Source organism: Nakamurella lactea DSM 19367 (genome assembly GCF_000426645.1).
GTDB lineage: Bacteria > Actinomycetota > Actinomycetes > Mycobacteriales > Nakamurellaceae > Nakamurella > Nakamurella lactea.
Window position 1 is genome coordinate 165143 of the sequence record NZ_AUFT01000011.1, and the last position, 19592, is coordinate 184734.

At 69.9% G+C, this 19592-nt stretch carries 20 protein-coding genes; 6 read left to right on the forward strand and 14 right to left on the reverse strand.

Annotation, left to right across the window (positions count from 1 at the left end; genetic code table 11):
• Positions 1 to 4: 4 nt before the first annotated feature.
• Entirely contained in the window at positions 5 to 853 is an 849-nt protein-coding gene (locus K340_RS29730) for a DeoR/GlpR family DNA-binding transcription regulator (protein ID WP_051266096.1), read from the reverse strand.
• A gap of 307 nt (positions 854 to 1160) precedes the next feature.
• Between K340_RS29730 and ypfJ the strand changes: the two genes are divergently transcribed.
• A complete protein-coding gene (gene ypfJ / locus K340_RS0112720) occupies positions 1161 to 2132 on the forward strand; it encodes a KPN_02809 family neutral zinc metallopeptidase (RefSeq protein WP_029136991.1) in 972 nt (323 codons plus the stop codon).
• 40 nt (positions 2133 to 2172) lie between these two features.
• Here ypfJ and K340_RS29735 read toward each other — a convergent pair whose 3' ends face one another.
• From K340_RS29735 to K340_RS0112735, 3 genes are all read right to left on the reverse strand, one after another.
• Positions 2173 to 3681 (reverse strand): GGDEF domain-containing protein, encoded by a 1509-nt coding sequence (locus tag K340_RS29735; protein ID WP_037364442.1) that lies wholly within the window; start codon positions 3679 to 3681, stop codon positions 2173 to 2175.
• Entirely contained in the window at positions 3678 to 5012 is a 1335-nt protein-coding gene (locus K340_RS0112730; RefSeq protein WP_154674230.1) for a sensor domain-containing diguanylate cyclase, read from the reverse strand. Before K340_RS0112730 ends, K340_RS29735 begins: the two co-directional genes overlap by 4 nt.
• Before the next feature lie 163 nt (positions 5013 to 5175).
• Complete coding sequence (locus K340_RS0112735; RefSeq protein WP_084614371.1) at positions 5176 to 6081, reverse strand: EamA family transporter; 906 nt, start codon at positions 6079 to 6081, stop codon at positions 5176 to 5178.
• Positions 6082 to 6151: 70 nt separating this feature from the next.
• On the opposite strand from K340_RS0112735, the gene K340_RS29740 reads away from it, so the two are divergent.
• Positions 6152 to 7198: an NAD(P)H-quinone oxidoreductase gene (locus tag K340_RS29740; RefSeq protein ID WP_051266195.1), complete on the forward strand. Its 1047-nt coding sequence runs from the start codon at positions 6152 to 6154 to the stop codon at positions 7196 to 7198.
• Positions 7195 to 7770 carry a bacterial proteasome activator family protein gene (locus tag K340_RS0112745; RefSeq protein ID WP_029136994.1) on the forward strand — a complete coding sequence of 192 codons (576 nt, stop codon included), beginning with the start codon at positions 7195 to 7197 and terminating at the stop codon, positions 7768 to 7770. Before K340_RS29740 ends, K340_RS0112745 begins: the two co-directional genes overlap by 4 nt.
• A 144-nt stretch (positions 7771 to 7914) precedes the next feature.
• On the opposite strand, the gene K340_RS0112750 is transcribed toward K340_RS0112745, so the two are convergent.
• From K340_RS0112750 to K340_RS0112765, 4 genes are all read right to left on the reverse strand, one after another.
• Positions 7915 to 8709: an HAD family hydrolase gene (locus K340_RS0112750; protein ID WP_154674231.1), complete on the reverse strand. Its 795-nt coding sequence runs from the start codon at positions 8707 to 8709 to the stop codon at positions 7915 to 7917.
• Between the two features lie 76 nt (positions 8710 to 8785).
• A complete protein-coding gene (locus K340_RS37295) occupies positions 8786 to 9277 on the reverse strand; it encodes a nucleoside deaminase (RefSeq protein ID WP_281170720.1) in 492 nt (163 codons plus the stop codon).
• A 138-nt stretch (positions 9278 to 9415) separates the two neighbouring features.
• Entirely contained in the window at positions 9416 to 10675 is a 1260-nt protein-coding gene (gene serS / locus K340_RS0112760; RefSeq protein ID WP_029136997.1) for a serine--tRNA ligase, read from the reverse strand.
• Positions 10676 to 10805: 130 nt separating this feature from the next.
• Positions 10806 to 11000, reverse strand: coding sequence for a cysteine-rich CWC family protein (locus tag K340_RS0112765; protein WP_037364444.1), 195 nt, complete (start codon positions 10998 to 11000; stop codon positions 10806 to 10808).
• 105 nt (positions 11001 to 11105) lie between these two features.
• Between K340_RS0112765 and K340_RS0112770 the strand changes: the two genes are divergently transcribed.
• Positions 11106 to 11453 (forward strand): metallopeptidase family protein, encoded by a 348-nt coding sequence (locus tag K340_RS0112770; protein WP_029136999.1) that lies wholly within the window; start codon positions 11106 to 11108, stop codon positions 11451 to 11453.
• Between the two features lie 60 nt (positions 11454 to 11513).
• On the opposite strand, the gene K340_RS0112775 is transcribed toward K340_RS0112770, so the two are convergent.
• Complete coding sequence (locus K340_RS0112775) at positions 11514 to 12050, reverse strand: EXPERA domain-containing protein (protein ID WP_051266097.1); 537 nt, start codon at positions 12048 to 12050, stop codon at positions 11514 to 11516.
• Positions 12051 to 12114: 64 nt separating this feature from the next.
• Here K340_RS0112775 and K340_RS0112780 point away from each other — a divergent pair, with 64 nt between their 5' ends.
• On the forward strand, positions 12115 to 13068 hold the full coding sequence (locus K340_RS0112780) for a carbohydrate kinase family protein (RefSeq protein ID WP_029137001.1): 954 nt from the start codon (positions 12115 to 12117) through the stop codon (positions 13066 to 13068).
• A gap of 62 nt (positions 13069 to 13130) precedes the next feature.
• Here K340_RS0112780 and K340_RS0112785 read toward each other — a convergent pair whose 3' ends face one another.
• From K340_RS0112785 to pheA, 4 genes are all read right to left on the reverse strand, one after another.
• Positions 13131 to 14474 (reverse strand): anaerobic C4-dicarboxylate transporter family protein, encoded by a 1344-nt coding sequence (locus tag K340_RS0112785; protein ID WP_029137002.1) that lies wholly within the window; start codon positions 14472 to 14474, stop codon positions 13131 to 13133.
• 5 nt (positions 14475 to 14479) lie between these two features.
• Positions 14480 to 15823, reverse strand: coding sequence for a M20/M25/M40 family metallo-hydrolase (locus tag K340_RS0112790; RefSeq protein ID WP_029137003.1), 1344 nt, complete (start codon positions 15821 to 15823; stop codon positions 14480 to 14482).
• A gap of 131 nt (positions 15824 to 15954) precedes the next feature.
• Positions 15955 to 16665, reverse strand: coding sequence for a histidine phosphatase family protein (locus K340_RS0112795; RefSeq protein ID WP_029137004.1), 711 nt, complete (start codon positions 16663 to 16665; stop codon positions 15955 to 15957).
• The gene (gene pheA / locus K340_RS29745) at positions 16650 to 17687 is read right to left on the reverse strand and encodes a prephenate dehydratase (protein WP_051266100.1); all 1038 of its coding nucleotides are present in this window, start codon (positions 17685 to 17687) and stop codon (positions 16650 to 16652) included. The genes K340_RS0112795 and pheA overlap by 16 nt, the downstream gene beginning before the upstream one ends.
• 149 nt (positions 17688 to 17836) lie before the next feature.
• Here pheA and K340_RS0112805 point away from each other — a divergent pair, with 149 nt between their 5' ends.
• A complete protein-coding gene (locus tag K340_RS0112805) occupies positions 17837 to 18787 on the forward strand; it encodes a 1-phosphofructokinase family hexose kinase (RefSeq protein ID WP_161632103.1) in 951 nt (316 codons plus the stop codon).
• Between the two features lie 88 nt (positions 18788 to 18875).
• Here K340_RS0112805 and K340_RS34315 read toward each other — a convergent pair whose 3' ends face one another.
• On the reverse strand, positions 18876 to 19505 hold the full coding sequence (locus tag K340_RS34315; protein ID WP_154674232.1) for an AAA family ATPase: 630 nt from the start codon (positions 19503 to 19505) through the stop codon (positions 18876 to 18878).
• Positions 19506 to 19592 lie beyond the last annotated feature (87 nt).

Here is a 19592-nt window from a genome sequence, read left to right on the forward strand (position 1 = left end):
TGGATCATCGCTGACCCGCCGCCCTTGGCCGGCGACCGCCGGCTGCGGCGGCGCGGAACGGCAGGTCGACCAGCTCGGCGGAGACCACGACGGTATGGATCGGCACGCCGGCCGCCGCCCACTCACCCACCACCGACTGCTCGATGCCCTCGTCGGTGTACAGCGCTTCGATCCGGTCAGTGGAGGCGAACGAGTGCAGGCCGAACCTTCCGACCTTCGAGGAATCGAACAGTCCGTAGACCTGGTTGCAGGCATCGGCGATGAACTTCTTGGTGTGTGCCTCCTCGGCCACCATGTCCAGCAGCCCGAGGTCGGTGGACAGGCCCATCAGGCCGAAGAACCCCTTGTCGATCCGACCGCGACCGGACAGCACATCGCCGATCGGGCCGACCATCGACTCGGCGGAACGGCGCAGCACGCCGCCGGGCATCAGCACCATCGCGGTCGACTGGGCCAGGAACAACTGAGCGACCCGCAGCCCATTGGTCACCACCACCAGATTGCGCCGGTCCAGCAGCTCGGTGGCCAGGTAGTAGCAGGTGGTCGAGGAGTCGAGGGCGATCACGTCGCCGTTGCGCACCAACGGGGCCACCGCCGCCCCGATCGCCTGCTTCGCGCGCATCGAATGCCGGATCCGCATGTCGAAGGCGCCCTCGTCGGTATCGCCGGCGGTGACCGCGCCGCCGCGCACCCGGCGCAACATCGACCGGCGCTCCAGCGCGTCCAGATCCTTGCGGATGGTCACCGCGGAGACCTTGAAGCGCTTCGCCAGTTCGGCCACCATCACCCGACCGGTGCGGTCCAGCTCGACCAGGATGGACTGGGCCCGGTCGAATTCGTCGAGCGATGCCACAGGTGCTACCTCCGACGACTCGGCGCTGAGTTTCCTGACCAACCCGCCGGACCGGCGGATCCGCGAACTGTAAGCAGAGCGTCGATCGAACGTCAATCCAACGAAATCAAACGAAACCAATTCGGTTACGAAGCACTCCCTACCCGTTTGCGTTGGAACCGGCACTGCGTCCGTTCGGGGCAACGCGCCGGCCGTCGATAGGCCGAACGGGAGCCGAAGCCGCACGACGGCACTACAGTGATTGGCGCATCCGCTGGTCCGGGTCGGACTCCAGCGGCACCGGCCACCGAGGAGCTCAACAACGATGGTGAAGTTCAACGAAGGTGCTTCGCTGAACACCGGCCAGATCTCCGACCAACGCGGCAGCAGCGGCGGTGGCGGGGGCGGTCTCGGCGGTGGTGGCCTCGGCGGCATCCCGATCGGCAAGGCCGGCGGCGGCATCGGCCTGGTCGTCGCGATCGTGCTGATCGCCATCCAGCTGTTCGGCGGCAAGTTCGGCGGCGGCTCCGACACCGGCAGCGCGAGCGGTGGCAGCAGTCTGCTGCAGCAGGCGGCCGCCACCGGCGACAACGTCGACGCCTCGGCCCTGGCCTCCGAGTGCAGAACCGGCGCCGACGCCAACGCCAAGGACGACTGCCGGGTGGTCGGGTTCGTCAATTCGATCCAGGACTACTGGGCCAACCAGTTCAAGTCCACCGGCAAGACCTACCCGGAAGCGACGACGGTCTTCTACAGCCAGGCGGTTTCGACCGGTTGCGGCCAGGGCAGCTCCGGGATGGGCCCGTTCTACTGCCCGGCCGACAACCAGGTGTACATCGACCTGTCGTTCTGGCAGGACCTGAAGACACAGTTCGGCACCAACGGTGGCGTTTTCGCCGAGGGTTACGTGCTGGCCCACGAATACGGCCACCACATCCAGGCCCTGCTGGGCACCTCCGACCGGGTCGGCTCGGACAGCGGTCCGACCTCGGGATCGGTCCGACTGGAGCTGCAGGCCGACTGCTATGCGGGCGTGTGGGCGAAGAACGCCACCTCCACCCCTGGCGCGGACGGCCAGATCCTGATCAGCGACATCACCGACCAGGACATCTCCGACGCCCTGGACACCGCTTCCAAGATCGGCGACGACTACATCCAGACCCACCTGGGCAGCGGCCGGTCGGACCCGTCGCAGTACACCCACGGCACCTCGGCGCAACGCGAGAAGTGGTTCCGACAGGGCTTTTCGACCGGCGACCCGGCCCAGTGCGACACCTTCGGCGCCAAAGACCTGGGCTGACGCACCGCGATCAACCGGTTCGCGCGCGACCACCCGGCTGCTACCGGGCGCCGCGTGGCTCCTTGTTTCGGTACATCAGCGCATCGGCCTGGTCGAGCAGCAGCCGAGTGTCCTGCTCCGGCGACGCTGTCCGTACACCAATGCTGGCCGACAGCCGCTGCCCAGGGGCAATGTCGTCGATATTCAATGTCGTTGCTACAGAACGTATCTGCTCGGTCCATCGATCGGACGGGTCCAGCCCCGTGGCGTGGACGACGACGAACTCGTCGCCGCCGTAACGGATGACGGTGGCCCCCGGCTCCAGCGTCGCGGTCAGGGCATCAGCGAGCCTGACCAGCACGGCGTCCCCGACGACATGGCCGTAGGAGTCGTTGATCAGCTTGAAATTGTCCAGATCCAACAGTGCGATCGCCGCCGGCCCCCTCGGGTGCTCGGCGAACCAGGCGGCCAGTGCCCGGCGATTCCCCAAGCCGGTGAGTGGATCGCGATGGGCACGTTCACGCAGGTCCCTGAGCGCCTGTCGGCGCAGTTCGTGCTCGAGCTGGGCGGCGAACGCGTCGGCACGTTCCTGGCGCAGCCGCAGTAGTTCGCCGGACGTCGCGGCCAGATACCCATCGGCAGCAGCGGCGCCGGCCACACCGAGCGCACGCTGCGTGCGATGCACAGCGAACAGGACGTCGGTCACCGTCTCGGCGTAGATCCGCGGATCCTCGATCAGCTCCAGCGCGCGCCGCCCGGCCTTTTCCGACTCGTCCAACCTGCCGAGGCTGCGCAGCGCGGTCACCAACGTCGCAAGACTGACCGCGGTGGTGTTGGCCAGCCCGGTGTCGACTCCGTCGTCGATCAACGCCCGCAAAGGCTCGACTCCCGCAGCCGGATCCAGTTGGGCGGCCGTCTCTTTGCGCATCTTGTCGACCAGCGCCCCCCAGGTCCGCGGCCCGCGCTCGATCAGCTCGGCAGCTGTTTGCAGGCCGGCGGCCGCGGCCAGCAGGTGTTCGCGCTGTTGCGGTCCAGGCCGGTCGGACGGATCGACGCGATGCAACCAACGGGCCCATCGCAAGTGCAGGTTGCTCCTGTTGATGGTGTCGGCGATCCGGTTCGCCTCGTCGGTACCGACGCCGGACATGTGCAGCAGAGCCTGCTCGAACAACTCCAGCTCGGCGTAGCTGCCGGCCAGGCTCCGGCGGATCCGGCCGGCAAACGGGTCGGAGTCCCCGATCCGGTGCAACACCAGTTCGGCCTGCAGTAGGTCGTCGGTGGCCCCCCCGACCTCGCCGAGCTCGATCCAGGAGCCGGCCCGTACCGACAAGCCGTAGCCGAGCCAACCCGGCGCCCGCAGTTCCCGAGCCAGTTCCGCGGCCAGGCCGCAGGTCTGGACGCTGCCACGGAACTCGCCCGCGTAGTACTCGACCGCTCCGAGGGTGATCAGGATCGGCAGCCGCTGCGCCGCCGCGCTGGTCCTGGCGACTTCCGCCCGCAGCTCCTGGCGGACGGCTTCGTGCTCGCCGCGTTGCGCGCGGGTCAGCGCGTCCTCGAGATCGACGCTCACCGACTCCGCCGGCGTTTCGCCTCGAGCAGCCGGCGATCCGCCTCGGCGAGCAGGCCACCGGTAGGACCTCCCAGCCTGCCGACGGCCCAGCCGATTTCGCAGCCTGGCAGCGGTCCGCCGAGCAGATCGCCGAGATCGAGTTCGCTGAGTGCCCGCCGGATGGCCAGCACCGTCGTCGCAACCCGGTGATCATCCCTGTCGTTGGCCACCACGAACTCGTCACCGCCGAAGCGGCAGACCAGACTGTCCGATGCGGCGATCGCAAGGGCGTTGGCCACCCGGACCAACACCTGGTCCCCGACCGGGTGCCCGAAGGTGTCGTTGACCGTCTTGAAGGCGGTGAGGTCGACCATCACGATGGACATCGGCCCGGCCGGCCGCTGGGCCAGCCAGCTGCTCAACGTCTCGCGATTTGCCAGCGAGGTGAGCGGGTCGACGGCGGCCAGCCGCTCGGCAGCCTCCCGTTGCGCGTCGAGCAGCGCGGAGTCGCGGCGCAGGCCGGCAGCATCCATGGCATGCGATCGCTCCAGCCACAACCGGCGGGCCGCCGCGGTCACCAACGGGTCGGCAACCACCGCGCCCGGTGACGCCGCGGCCAGTTCGGCACAGTGCAGCGCGTAGTGCCCGGAACGCGCAGTTGTCCGGTCCTCAGGGGTCTGGCCGGCAAGCTCGATCGCCCGACGACCGTGCCACAGCGCCTCCGGCAACCGACCGAGCCGGACCATGGCGCGGCACCGCGCTGCGTAGCCGCGGACCCGGGCCCCCGGCAGCAGACCGGCTTCCGGATGGTCCGAAATCGTGTCGACCGCTGCGGGGTCGGCCGCGATTCGGCACTCATCCATCAGTGCTGCGACCAATGGTGGGTCGTCCTGGCGATCCCGCATCGTCGTCAGGTGGAGCTCCGCCCGCCGCCGATGCGCGGCGGCCGCATCGCGCGAGGACCGATCCCCGCGACGGCCGGACCAACCGTCAGCCCCCGCGACCTGGTCCAGCTCGTCGGCCCAGATCAGGTGCAGTTCGGCGAGCTCGTGGCGGTGCCCGATCGGGGCTCGTTGCAGGTGTGGAACGGCCAGCTCGTACATGCGCAGGTGCCGGTAGGACCGGGCCAGCGTGCGGCGGACCCTCCAGCCCACCGGCGCCACCCGGACAGCGCGCTCGGCGTCGATCAGCCGGTCGACGGCGACGGCGCTGTGGCCGTGTACCGCCGCACGCAGAGCCAGGTCTGCCAGACGTCCGGCGTCGCCACCAGCGTGACCGGCTGCGTCACCGGCTGCCTCACCGGCTGCGTCGCCATCGGCGGCGCCGACCACATCGCCGACAGCGGCGCTCACGGTCGTCGAAGACCCGATCGCCACAGCAGCTGGGTGCGTCACGTCCGTATGACGACTAAGTCATCGCTCGCGCACGCGATCAGGCGTCGAATCACCCAAATGGCGTAACTCGCTCCCACTGATTGGGAACGAGGCGGACGCGCCGTGCGGCATCGCCACGGTCTCAGGCGGTCTCCGACGGCGTGCTGCGGTCGGTGGACAACGCGATCGCGATGCACACCAGGGCCATCCCGACGATCTCCCACGGGCTCGGAAGCTGGTGCAGCACAACCGCTCCGACGATCGCGGCGGCCAGCGGCAGTAGGGCGAGCAGAATGGCGAACTGGGCCGCCGTCACCCGCCGCAGCACCACCTGTTCGATCGCGTAGGGCAGCACGGAGCTGAACAGCGCGACGCCGGCGAGCAGCAACAGCGCACGCACGTCGGTGACCACCGCGACGAACGAGCCGACGCCGAACGGGACGAAGACCAACGCACCGGCCGTCATTCCGACGGCGAGCGAGCCGATGCCATCGCGGCGGGTGGCGATCCGCCGGCCGAGCAGGATGTAGCCGGCCCAACAGGCTCCGGAGACCACGATGGCTACCAGCCCGACGACGATCGAGGTCGACCAACCACCGATCGACAGCGTGCTCGCCGCCAGCAGCACCACCCCGGCCGCGGCCAGCACGATCCCCCAGCGCTCCCGCCGGCCACGGCCGGTGATCGCGGCCACGGCGACCGGACCGAGGAACTCGATGGAGACCGCGATGCCCAGCGGTAGGTGGTCGATGGCCAGGTAGAACGCCAGGTTCATCGCGGCCAACACGATGCCGAACAACGCCGAGGCCCCGAGTTCCCGGGCTGTCCAGCGTGAGCGCCACGGCCGGCGCCAGAGCAACAGGAACACGGCCGACAGCGCGATCCGCCACCACGACACCCCGAGCGCCGGAAGGGTGGCGAACAGCCCGACGGCCAGCGCCGCACCGTAATACTGGCTGAAACCCGAGACCACGAACAAGGCAGCGGGCGGTGCCCGGTCGATTCCCCGACGCCGGAGCGGACCGGCGCTGCCGGCGACGGAGGTCATGACGACAGCCTGCCAGCAACGACGACGTCGCCCGCAGCCGTGTCGGGCCGGTGCGCTTAAGGTGGCCATCATGTGGGCAGTGACGGTGCAGGACTCCGGACCGAGTAACGGCGCGACGCCGCCGGTGCTCGGCTGGGCACAGGTCCCCGACCCGACGCCCGGTCCGGGCGAGGTGCTGATCGCCGTCACCGCGAGCGCCGTCAATCGCGCCGACGTGCTGCAGGCAGCGGGAAACTACGCGCCGCCGCCGGGTGCCAGCCAGATCCTCGGGCTGGAATGCTCCGGCCGGATCGCCGCGGTCGGCGACGGCGTCGACGGCTGGTCCGTCGGCGACCAGTGCTGTGCCCTGCTGGCCGGGGGTGGTTACGCCGAACTGGTGGCGGTACCGGTGCAGCAACTGCTGCCGGTGCCGGACGGCGTCGACCTGGTGTCCGCCGCCGCACTGCCCGAGGCGGCCTGCACGGTGTGGTCGAACCTGGTGATGGCCGCCGGGTTGTCGGCAGGTCAGACCCTGCTGGTGCACGGCGGCGGCTCCGGCATCGGCACCATGGCGATCCAGGTGGGGAAGGCGCTCGGGGCCGGGGTTGCCGTCACCGCCGGGCGCGCCGAGACCCTGACCGCGTGCGCCGAGCTGGGTGCCGACCTGCTCATCAACCATCGGACCGACGACTTCGTCGAGCGAATCGCGGACGCCGGCGGCGCCGACGTGATCCTGGACGTCATGGGGGCGAAGTACCTGTCGCGCAACATTTCCGCCCTCGCGGTGGGCGGTCGCCTGGTCGTCGTCGGAATGCAGGGCGGAACCACCGGCGAACTGAACATCCAGGCGTTGATGCGCAAGCAGGGCTCGGTGATCTCCACCGCTCTGCGGTTCCGGCCGCTGACCGGAACCGGTTCCAAACAGGCCGTGGTGCAACAGGTCCGGGACCGGCTCTGGCCGCCGGTCGCAGCCGGGACGGTCCGCCCGGTCATCGACACTGTGCTGCCGATGACGCAGGCCGGCCAGGCCCACCGGCGGTTGGTTGCCGGCGGCCACTTCGGCAAGATGGTGCTGCAGGTCCCGACGCACGACGGTATCGACGACAACCAGCGAACATCGGAAGGCACTGATCGATGACGAATCCCGACAACAGGGAGAACCCCGGCAGCACCGAGCAGCGGCGAGTGGTGGTGATCGGGCCGGACGGGCAGCCGGTAGGGATGGCCGATGTCCCGGCACACACTGTCACCGGGGTCGACGACCAGGCCGAAGGCGCCGGCGGCCCGGCCGAGATGATCGGCGAACCCGCCAAGGTGATGCGGATCGGCACAATGATCAAGCAGCTGCTGGAGGAGGTGCGGGCGGCGCCGTTGGACGAGGCCAGTCGGGTGCGGCTCAAGGAGATCCATGCCGCGTCGATCAAGGAGCTGGAGGAGGGGCTGACGCCGGAGCTGCGTGATGAGCTGGAGCGCCTCTCGCTGCCGTTCACCGAGGATTCGGTGCCCTCCGATGCCGAACTCCGGATCGCCCAGGCGCAGCTGGTGGGCTGGCTGGAGGGCGTTTTCCATGGCCTGCAGACGGCCATCTTCGCCCAGCAGATGGCCGCCCGCAGCCAGCTCGAGCAGATCCGTCGCGGCATGCTGCCGCCCGGCCAGTCGGCGCACCCCCAGGAGCCGGGCGTCGCCGGCGGCACCGGCCAGTACCTGTAGCCCGGCGCTTATCACTCCCCACCGACTTCGTCGTCGGGGCCCGCCTGCTGCCGCTTACCGAGTAGTTGACTTTCGTCACTCCAGCCCCAGACTTGAGGACTTCGCAAGCGCATCCGACGTTGATAAGCGCCGGGGCTGGGGGCTTCAGAACCAGCGCTCGAGTACCTGGGCGACGCCGTCGGAGTCGTTGTCCGGCGCGGTGTCGGACGCCGCGGCCAGGGCGATCGGGTGCGCGCCGGACATGGCGAACGAGCGGCCGGCCCAGCGCAGCATCTCGGCATCGTTGGGCATGTCGCCGAAGGCGACCGCTTCGGCCGGCTCGACGCCGAACCGTTCGGCCAATCGGTGCAGCGCCGCGCCCTTGTTCACCCCGGCGGCTGCCACCTCGATCAGCCCGGCGTTGGTCGAGTAGGTGACCGACACCCGGTCCGGTGCCACCTGTTTGGCCGCGGCCGCCAGCACCGACGAGTCATTTCCCTGACGCAGCAACATCTTCACTGCCGGCTCGGACAACAGCTCGGAGCGCGGCAGTACCCGGAAGTCGCCGTCGTCCCAAGGATGGTCGTACTCCTGCTCGGACCAGGCGTCGTTCTGGGTGAACCCGAGCCGTTCGACCGCCAGCGCGAAGTTCGGGATGTGCTCGGTGTACTCCTCGACGAAGTCGTGCATCGTCTGCGGGGTGAGCGGCGAGACGTCGAGCATCTCCTCGGCCGCGACGTCGAACACCACCGCGCCGTTCATGCAGATCGCGGTGCCCTCGAAGCCGACGTCCAACACGGGGTTCAGCCACCAGACCGGCCGACCGGTGGCCACCACCACCAGCGCGCCCGCCTCACGGGCCCGGCGCAGTGCGGCGGCGTTACGATCGGAGACCCGGCCGGCCTCGTTCAGCAGTGTGCCGTCCAGGTCGGTGACGATCATGCGGGGAGCGTTACTCACGTCCCCAGTCTCCCAGGTCGGCCGAGTCGCCTCGACCCTGCGCCCCGGCCCCGCCTCGACCGGCAGCACGGCGTGCTCAGTACGGGGTGCGGTCGTCCTTGTCGGTCCAAGAACTGAAGACCTCGGCCGCCCCGGCTACCGGCAGCTGCCGGAACACCATCGATCTGGCGGCCGGATCCAGGCCGATCTCGTCATAGATCATCGAGTCGTCGAAGCCGCCGGCCGCCGCATCGTCCCTGGTAGCGGCGAAATACACCGCGGCCGGCCGGGCCCAGTACATCGCGCCAAGACACATCGGGCAGGGCTCGCAGGAGGAGTAGACGATCGCGTCGGTCAACTGGAAGCTGCCGATCGCCGCGCAGGCTGCCCGGATCGCGGTGACCTCGGCGTGGGCGGTGGGATCGTTGGTGGCCAGCACCCGGTTCCAGCCCTCGGCGAGTACCTGGCCGCCGCGCACCACCAGCGCGCCGAACGGCCCGCCGTCGCCGCTGCGCATGCCGTGGTCGGCGAGCTCGACGGCCCGCTGCAGGTAGCGCAAGTGCTGTTCGCGCTGGTCACCGGTGCTCACCTGGCTCAGACTAGTCCGAAGCGGCGAGCCACACCCGCCAGGGCCGATCGACGAAAACTCGACGCCAGTCGAGCGAAAACCGCGATTCCGGGCCGGATCGGGCCAACTGGCGACGGGTTCTCAGGGAAGCCGAACTGCTCAGGCCGGTTCGAGAACGTCCAGCCCGAGGAACGGCCGGAGCGCCTGCGGCACAACGACACTGCCGTCGGCCTGCTGGTGGTTCTCCAGGATCGACACGATCCATCTGGTGGTCACCAGGGTGCCGTTCAGGGTCGCCGCGACCTGCGGCTTACCGGCCTCGTCGCGGTACCGCACGCCGAGCCGACGGGCCTGGAAGGTGGTGCAGTTGGACGTCGAGGTGAGCTCGCGATAGGCGTGCTGGGTGGGTACCCAGGCCTCGCAGTCGTACTTGCGCGCCGCCGAGGTGCCCAGGTCGCCGGCGGCCACATCGATGACCCGGTACGGGATCTCCATCGCGCCGAGCATGTCCTCCTCGTACGACAGCAACCGCAGATGCTCGGCCTCGGCGTCCTCCGGGCGGCAGTAGACGAACATCTCCACCTTGTCGAACTGGTGCACCCGGATGATCCCGCGGGTGTCCTTGCCGTAGCTGCCGGCCTCCCGGCGGAAGCAGGAGGACTGGCCGGCATAACGGATCGGGCCGTCGGCCAGGTCGAGGATCTCGCCGCCGTGATACGCCGCCATCGGCACCTCGGAGGTGCCGACCAGGAACAGGTCGTCCTCCTCGAGGTGGTACACCTCGGCCACGTGTTCGCCGAGAAAACCGGTGCCCTCCATGGATTCCGGCTTCACCAGCACCGGCGGAATGATCGGGACGAAGCCGTTTGCCAACGCCTTGCCGATCGCCAGGTTGAACATCGCCCACTGCAGCCGGGCGCCGACCCCGCGCAGGAAGTAGAACCGCGCGCCGGACACCTTGGCGCCGCGCTCCATGTCGATGGCCCGCAGCCGCTCGCCGATCTCGAGGTGGTCGAGCGGCGCGAAGTCGAAAGACCGCGGCTCCCCGACGTGCTTGAGCGTCACGAAGTCGGCCTCACCGCCGGCCGGGACACCGTCGATGATGACGTTCGGGATCGCCTTGTGCGCCGCCGTCAGCCGCTCGTTCGCCGCGGTCTCGGCCGCCTCGGCGGCCTTCACCTCGATGGACAGCTCCTTGCCGCGGTCCAGCAGCGCGGGCCGGTCCTGCTTGGCGGCCTTGCCGACCGTTCGACCGAACGCCTTCTGTTCCGCCCGCAGGTCGTCCGCGGCGGCCACCGCCGCCCGACGGTCGGCATCGGCCGACAGCAGCGCGTCGACCACGGACTCGTCGGCCCCGCGGGCGCGCTGGGAGGCCCGGACCGTGTCCGGATTGTCGCGGAGTTCTCGCAGGTCGATCACCGCATCAGCCTATCGACCTCGCTGACCGGATTTCCGCGGACCACCGGGGTCGGTCCACCGGGGTCGGACCTCAGCCGGTCGGTTCTGCCTGGCGGCCTGGAATGCTCGGCTGCACGCGCGCAGCCGACCGTCAGCCGTGCGGGTCGTCGGCATCCAGCGCCACCTGCTGCAGGCAGGCCCGGCACAGGCAGTCCTGGCCGTCGGCCGGCACGGGCAGCCGCAGCGATTCGGTGGCGCACCAGCAGTTGCCGGCGGGCCGGCAGAAGAAGGTGGCGCCGCAGCGGGCGCAGCGCAGCGTCCTGGTTCCACCGGTGTCAGGCGCCATGGCGCACACCGTATCCCGGCCGCCGGCGCCGCCGGCCGAGCACCGCGGGTTCCTCCAGCAGCGAACGGGCGATGGCGTCGCACGACACCCCGGCACAATGGGGTCATGTCCATCGAGATGTCCCGCCGCGACTTCGACGACCTGGTGTCGGAAGCGCTGGATCTGATCCCGGAGGAGTTCACCCGGGCGATGGACAACGTCGTGGTGCTGGTCGAGGACCGGCACCCGACCCGCAGCCTGTACGGGCTCTACCACGGCGTCGCGCTGACCAGTAGGACCAGCAGCTACTCGGGACACCTGCCGGACACCATCACCATCTACCGGGAGCCGATCCTGCGGTTCGCCCGGGACGAGGACGCGGCGCGGCATCAGGTTGCCACCACGGTGATCCACGAGGTCGCCCACCACTTCGGCATCGACGACGACCGGCTGGACGAGCTCGGCTGGGCCTGAGCCTGCGGCCCGACCGCACCAGCGGCGGGTTCAGCACCGGCGGGTTCAGAGCCCGCGGGTTCAGAACCGGCGGGTGAAGGGCAGCGGCTTGCGCATCCGGATCAGCAAGAGCAAGGGCACCAGCACGTACCAGGTGTTGAAGGCCAGGAACTTCGCCGGGTTCGGGGTGCGCCACTGCTGCTCGCCGAAGAACTCGACGCCGAACACCACGATGCCGGTAAGGGTGACGATCATCGTCGCGTAGATGACCGCCGGCAACTGGATCCAGTTCCGGCCGCGGAGCAGCGCGTACACCAGCACCGGATAGAACGGCATGTAGACGAACGCGGACAGCCCGGTGACGATCCGCATCCAGTCCGGCGGGGTCATGAACAGCGGGTCGGTGTCGTGTGCGTACCAGTAGTTGGACTGCACGAAGAAATTGTCCGACGGCTGGGTGAAGTCGACTCCAACGGTCGGCAACAGATCGCTGATCAGCGACGTGATGGTGAACGCCGCGAAGAAGACCGCGAAGACGATGTCGATCCGGCGGTCGCGCAGCGGGAGGTTCGGCGGGGTCGCCGTCGCCGGCTCGGCCGCCGGGGCCGGGTCAGTCATGTCCGGCGACTGTACGGCGGTGGTTCCCGGTCGGCGGCAGCGGGCCGGACATTAGGCTCGCCGGATGGCCACCATTGCCGTTGTCGGCGAGATCGTTGCTGATGCCGTGCTGCCCTTCGACGGGATCACCGACGGCGCAGCCCATCTGACCGTGCACCCAGGCGGCGGGCCGGCGAACACCGCCGTCGCGTTGTCCCGGTTGGGCAGCACCGCCCGGTATGCCGGCCGGATCTCCACCGGCTCGCTCGGTCGGATGGCCCGGGACAAGCTCGCCGCGTCCGGCGTCGACCTGACCGCGTCCCAGGACGCGCCGGAGCCGCAGACGCTGGCGATCGCCAGGCTCAGCGAGTCCGGTTCGGCCAGCTACGAGTTCTACGTCGAGGGCACCGCCGACTGGGCCTGGACCGACGCCGGCCTGGCGCCGCTGATCGACGGGCCGTTCACCGACGGCCGCCCGCCGATTGCTGTGCACACCGGGACCCTGGCGCTGGCGTTGCAGCCCTCCGGCGGGGTGATCGAGCGGCTGCTCGCCGTCGCGCGGGACCGGATGACGGTGTCCATCGACCCGAATCTGCGCACCCTGCTGGTGCCCGCCCAGCATTACCGCGAGGCGATCGACCGCTGGGCGGCGCTGGCCGACATCGTCCGGCTCAGCGGGGACGACCTGCAGGAGCTGTGGCCGGACTTCTCGCCGGAGCAGGCCGCCGAGCACCTGCACGGTCTTGGCGTACAGCTGGCTGTCGTCTCGCTCGGTGAGGACGGCGCGTTCGCCTCGCTGCGCGGCGACCAGGTGCGGGTGCCGATCGCACCGACCACCGTCGCCGACACCGTCGGCGCCGGCGACTCCTTCCACGGTGGGCTGTTGCACCAGCTGGCCGAGGCCGGCGTGCTCGGCGGGCGGTTGGAGACCCTGGACACCGCCGGGCTGACGGCCGCCCTCGAGTTCGCGGCCAGGGTGGCCGCGATCACTGTGTCCCGGCCGGGTGCCGATCCGCCCTGGATCAACGAACTGGGCTGACGAAACCCGGCCCGATCCCGGCGCCGATGCGCGACCGGGAACCCAGGTCGGTAGGGACGCCGTCAGCCGACGACCAGGCCGAGCCCAATGGCGACGACCACCGAGACGGCGACCATCACCAGGGTCGGGATGATGAACGAGTGGTTGACCACGTACTTGCCGATCCTGGTCGACCCGGTCCGGTCGATCTCCACCGCGGCCAGCTGAGAACCGTTGGCGGGCAGCGTCATCACTCCGCCCATGGCCGGAAGGTAGGCAGCGAGCTGCGGCACCCCGACGCCCAGGCTCAGTCCCAGCGGGATCATCGTGTTCACCGAAGCGGACTGGCTGGTGGTCATCGCGGCGACCAGGAAGAGCCCAACGGCCAGGAACCAGGGGGCGTCCTTGGCGATGTCGGTCAGGCCTCCGATCACCGTGTCCTCGTTCGCGGCGATGAAGGTGTTCGCCATCCAGGCGATGCCGAGCAGCGCGACGATCGCCGTCAGCCCCGACTTGGTCAGTGGCGCATCGAGAATGGCCGCCGGCTTGACCCTTCCCACGTACATGACGACCAGGGCGACGGCCAGCATGACCATGATCAACAACGTGGTCAGCGAGAGCGTGGTGGTCTTGCCATCGGCGTCGGTCCAGGACGGCAGCAAGCCGTGGAATCCGCCCAGCACCACCACCAGCAGGACACCGGCGAAGAAGACCAGTGCGGCCGGCTTGGCCTGCTTGGGCAGCGTCGGGCGGGCCTCGGCGGTCTCGGAGGACGGCGGCTTGACCAGACCGTTGGCCAGCCGTTCCTGATACACCGGGTCGTCCTTGAGATCCTTGCCCCATCGGGTGGACAGCAGCGCCGCGGCCAGCGTGCCGATGATCGCTGCCGGCAGGGTGATCAGCAGGATCTGGCCGAGACCGAGGGCGTCCGGGCTGGCCGACGTCAGCCCGATGAACGCCGCCATGGCGGCCGAGACCGGGCTGCAGGCCAACGCCACCCCGGAAGCGGCGACCGAGGTGGACAGCGGACGTTCGGGCCGGATCCCCCGCTCGTAGGACACCTCGTAGATCACCGGCAGCAGCGGGAAGATGATGTTCCCGGTGCCGGCGCCCGCGCAGAACAGGAGGGTGACCAGCGGCGCGATGAAATTGATCGCCTGCGGTCTGGACCTGATCACCTTCTCCGCCAACACGACCAGGTAGTCGATGCCGCCGGCCGCCTGCATCGCCGACGCCGCGGTGATCACCGCAAGGATGACCAGGATGGCGTCCGACGGGATACTGCCCGGCTCCTCGCGAAAGACGAAGACCAGGACCAGGACTCCGACGGCCCCCCAGAGCCCGAGACCGACACCACCGGTCCGCACACCCAGGTAGATACCGCCGACGACGACGAGCGTTTCGAGGACGATGACCACGGTGTCCATGACGACTACTCGGCAGCGAGCGATGAGATGAACAGCACCTGGGCCAACGCCATGTGTTCGATCTCGCCGGGGTCAACGCTCTCGTTCGGACCGTGAATCCGGGCCAGCGCCGCGTCTTCGGCACCGATCAGCACGAAATCTGCGTCCGGACTGGCCTTTCGCAACTCGTCCAGCAGCGGAATCGACCCGCCCGAACCGACCCGGCCGACGTCGCGGCCATAGGATTCGGCCAGGGCGGTGGTCATCGCTGCGAAGGCCGCGCCGTCGGTGCCCTGGTGGAATGCCGGCGACTTCTTGTTCGGTGTCACCTCGACGTGCACCCCACCCACCACCCGGTCCCGCAGGAAGGCGATAAGGGCGTCCATTGCGTCGTTCTCGTCCTGCCCGGGCGGGATGCGCATGGCCACTACCGCTCTCGCCCGCGGCTGCAGGACGTTTCCGCCCTCGTCAACGCTCGGACAGTCCAGACCCAGCACACTGATCGACGGCTTGGACCACAACCGGCCGGCTATCCCTCCGGTGCCGATCAGATCGACCCCGTCGAGCACCCCGGCATTGGCCCGCAACATCTCCTCGGAATACTCCGCGCCCTGCCACTCGGCGGAACTGATGCCGGGGATCACGCAGGTGCCGCTGTCGTCGGTGAGCTGGGCGAGCAACTTGATGAGCGCCATCAGCGCGTCGGGGGCGGCGCCACCGAACAGACCGGAATGGATCGGGTCCTGCAGGGTGGACAGCTCGATGATCGCCTTCACGTGGCCCCGAAGATCGGTGCTCAGCACCGGTTCGCCGACCGTCAGGTTGCCCATGTCGGCAACGACCATGACATCGGCGTGGAAGAGTTCCGGCCGGTCGGCGACGAACGCCTCGAGATGGCTGACCGTCTCCTCCTCACCCTCCAACACGAGTTTGATCCCGACCGGAGGTTTGCCGTCGAAGGCGGCGAGGGTGGCGAGATGGATCGCGATGCCGCTCTTGTCGTCGGCGGCACCGCGACCGAATATCCTCCCGTCCCGCTCGGTCGCCACGAACGGTTCGGTGGTCCAGCCCTGTTCCTTGGGCGCGGGTTGAACGTCGTAGTGTCCGTACAGCAAGACCGTCGGGCTGCCTGCCGGACCGGGGATCTCCGCCCACACCGTCGGGTAGCCGCCGGGAATCTCCTGCAGCCGTGCCGGGACCCCGTAGCGCTGGAACGCTGCGACCGCCCGGTCCGCCATGGCACGTACGGGCTCCGGCGGAAATGCCGGGAAGGCCACGGACGGTATGGCAATCATTTCCTTGAGCTCAGCGACCACCGCCGGCATCAGCGAGGCCACCTTGGCGCGCATGTCGAACTGCGACCGGGTCATGTCGAACTCCCTCGTCACGGCGGACCCTCAGCGGTTCGTATCGTCCCACAGGCCGCCGTTGACGGCGCGGTGGAAGCTGTCGCGACGGACGCTGGTCGAGCTGGGTGCCACCCACCCGGCAGACCCGGCCGCTACTCCCCGCCGGTCGGATCGCCGAGCAGCGAGCGGTCTTTCAGCTCGTCTGCCGCCGGGCCGTCGCCGGCGAAGTCGTCCAGCTCGTCGCCGCCGATCGGGTCTCCGGTCCACGACTCGACGCTCCAGGGCTCGTCGAAAGTGTTGCGGGACAACACCACCACTCCGGTATTGCTGACCGAATGCTCCAGCCCGTAGGCGTCCGGCAGGTTGGCGCCGCGGACGCTCGCCCAGAATCGGATGGCGGCACCATGACTGACCGCGGCCACCGTGCGGGTCGCGTCGTCCTCGAAGGCCATGGCCAGCGCCCCGTCGTAGCGGGCCAGCACATCGGCGCCAGATTCGCCGGTCGGGCCGGGCGTCGATTCGTGCAGAGCATTTCCCGTCATCCACCGGCCGAGCTGTCCGATGTAGCCGCGCACCGACTCCTCGTCACCGGCCATTTCCCAGGCCCCGGCGGCGATCTCCCGCAACCCGTCGAGCACCTCGACGTCCAGGCCACGATCGGCGGCCAGCGGCTTGGCCGTCAGCTGTGCCCTGGTCTGCGGCGAGGCGACCACCCGGTGGATATCGACGCCGGCGAGGGCCTCGACCACGCCCTCCGCCTGTTCCATACCCAGGTCGGTGAGGCCCGGTCCCGGCACCATGGTGTCCAACAGGCCGAGCACGTTCGACGGAGTCTGTCCGTGCCGGATCAGGATGAGTCGCAAGGGTTTTCCTCTCTCGCTTCGGGCGTGACCGACCCGTCCGCCCGTCCGAGCCGGTCGATGAACCCGCCCGCCGCGGTGTAAGCGGCGTCGGTCGCAAAGGCGGGCAACGGCACATTCTGCCCCTGGCCGCGTGGGTAGGAGCCGAGGAACCGGTGCAGCGCACCGCGCCGGTGCAGCGCGGACAACGTGTCGGCCATCGCCGGCTCGGCCAGGTGCCCGTCGGCGTCCACCAGGAACAGGTACTCCCCCATCGTCTCCCGGGTGGGTCGCGACTCGAGCCGGGTGAGATTGATGCCGCGGCGGGCGATCTCGCCGAGCACCTCCAGCAGCGTGCCCGGCCGGTTCGGCACGCCGAGAACCAGGGAGGTGCGGTCGTTTCCGGTCGGGCTGGGTAGACGGGCCGGCCGCCGGACCAGCACGAAACGGGTGACGGCAGCGCTGTTCAATCCGATGTCGGACGCCAGCGATTCCAGGCCGTACCGCTCACCGGCCACCGGAGCGGCAGCCGCCGCATCCAGCTCGCCGGCCTGCACCGCGGCGGCCGCACCGGCGGTCGAGGAGGTGACCACCGATCGCGCCTGTGGGAAGGATTGCGCCAGATAATCGCGGACCTGGGCAAGTCCGTGCGGGTGCGACCCGACGGTGGCGATCTGCTCGGCGGTGGTCCCGGGTCGCACCAGCAGATCGAAGCGAACCGCGACGAACGCCTCGGCAACGATCCGCAGCTCGCCGCCGTGGATCAATTCGTCCTGGGTCAAGGAGACCGAGCCCTCGACCGAGTTCTCCAGCGGCGCGATCGCAGCGGCGGCCGCGCCCGAGCGCACCTGGGCCATCGCCTCACTGACCGAAACCACCGGGACCAGCTCAGGGTGCCCGGCCGCCGCGGCAGCGCCGGTTCTGCCCGCCAGGTCGCGGGCGGCCTGCTCGGTGAAGGTGCCCTCTGGCCCGAGGTAGGCCCAACGTTCGTCCCCACGGTCCGTCGCTCCGCTCCGTCCCGTGCGGGTCCACCCAGGCTCGTTCACCCCGCGAGACTATGGCACCGCGGCCGGCCGCATCCGGCAGGTCGTCCGACGCCTGGTGGGCGCTCTACAGTCGTGCTGGCCGCGCCGCCCCGACAACCAGTGGCCCGCACCACCGACCGCTGACCCGACCGACCTTCAGGAGCCCGATCGTGCTGATCGTCTGCCCGAACATCGCGATCGACCACACCGTGACCCTTCCCCGGCTGTATGCCGGTGCGGTCCAGCGGACCGGCCCGGCCGCATCGGCCGCCGGGGGCAAGGGCGCGAACATGGCCAGGGCGGCTCGCGCCCTCGGTGGCGACCCGCAGGTGCTGGCCTTCGTCGCCGCCGGTGGCGGCGACTACCTCCGCGAGCTGTTCGCCGCCGAGCAGCTGCCGCTGGTCGGCATCGACGTGCCCGGCGCGGTGCGGACCTGCACGGTGCTGATCGAGGACTCCGGCCGGGTCACGCTGCTGAACGAGCCAGGCGCGTCCGTCGACGAGCGGGGGTGGCAGGCGTTGCTGAGCGCGGTGGATCCCGCCGCCACCCGGGTGATCGGCACCGGCAGTCTGCCGCCGGGCGCCCCGGCCGACGGATACGCCAGGCTGGTCGAGCTGGTGCACGCCCGGGGCGGCGAGTGCGCCGTCGATTCCGGCGGGCTGCCCTTGCGGTTGGCCGCGCAGGCGGGTGCGGACCTGGTGTGCCCCAATCTGTCCGAGGCACAGGCCGTGTTGACCGGCGCGGTCGACGCGGTCGAGCAGGTGGACGAGCGGGCCGACGACATCGCGGGCCGAGCGGTCGAGGCCGCCCAGCAGCTGGTCGCATTGGGTGCGGGTCAGGCGGCGGTGACTGCCGGGGCGGCCGGTGTCGCGGTGGCCGGGACCGGGCTGCCGGCGTGGCTGCCGACCGTGCCGGTGGCCGCCCGCAACCCGATCGGCGCGGGCGACTCGTTTCTGGCCGGCACCGTGCTGGCCCGCGAACGCGGCGCCGACTGGATCGACGCGGTGCGGTTCGGGATGGCCGTGGCTGCCTCGTCGGTGGAGAACCACGGTTCCGGGGTGGTGGATCCGGTGCGGGTCACGGAGTTGGAGGCAGCCCTGGCGCAGGCGCACCGCGGCTGAGCCGGCGACCGCAACAGATTGGTCGCCGGCTGCCGCAAACGGCGCTGCCAGGCCCCGAACACGATCTGGCGACCAATCTATTGCGAGCTCAGCCCGATCGGCCGAACTCCCGAATCAGCTCCACCAGCCGAGTGGCCTCGGCGGCGGGATCCGCGGCGCCATCGGCGTGCAGATCGGCGGCGGGGGACGGACTACTCGGCGCAGCAGGGACAACACGAGCAACGGCAGCAGCGGGGGTACCGGACGCGGCCGCGGCACCGACCTGCCGGTCCCTTGGTAGTCCGCGTCGTGATCGGCGGGTCAATGCCAGCTCCGGATCGACAACCACCTCGACCAGCAGCGGCCGGGCGACCGCGGTCAGCGGCTCCGAAAATGCCTGCCAGGCAGCAGCATCCGTACGCTCGGCGGTGAACGGGGCGATCAGCACCACCGAGCAACCGACACCGGACACCTCCAGTGCGGTGTCCCGTAGACACGCATACCGAGCGTCCCGGACCGGACCCCGCAGTGACGGATGGTCGAGGTCGTCACCGGCGCCGGTCAGCGTGGCGAGCTGGGCCATCAGTGGATTGGTCATCGTGTCCTGGTCCAACAGGGCCGCCGACAGCTCGCGGGCCAACGCGCGACCCAAGGTCGACTTTCCCGACCCCGGCGCACCCCCGATGGCGACCACGGCGGGCCGGGTGCCGACCCCGATTGGGTGCTGGGGTGCCGACATGGCGTGCCTTCCTGATCGCGCCGCGTCACCGCAGCTGTCGTCGGACAGCCACGCTACCGCCGCCGGCGGGACAACCACGCTACGGCC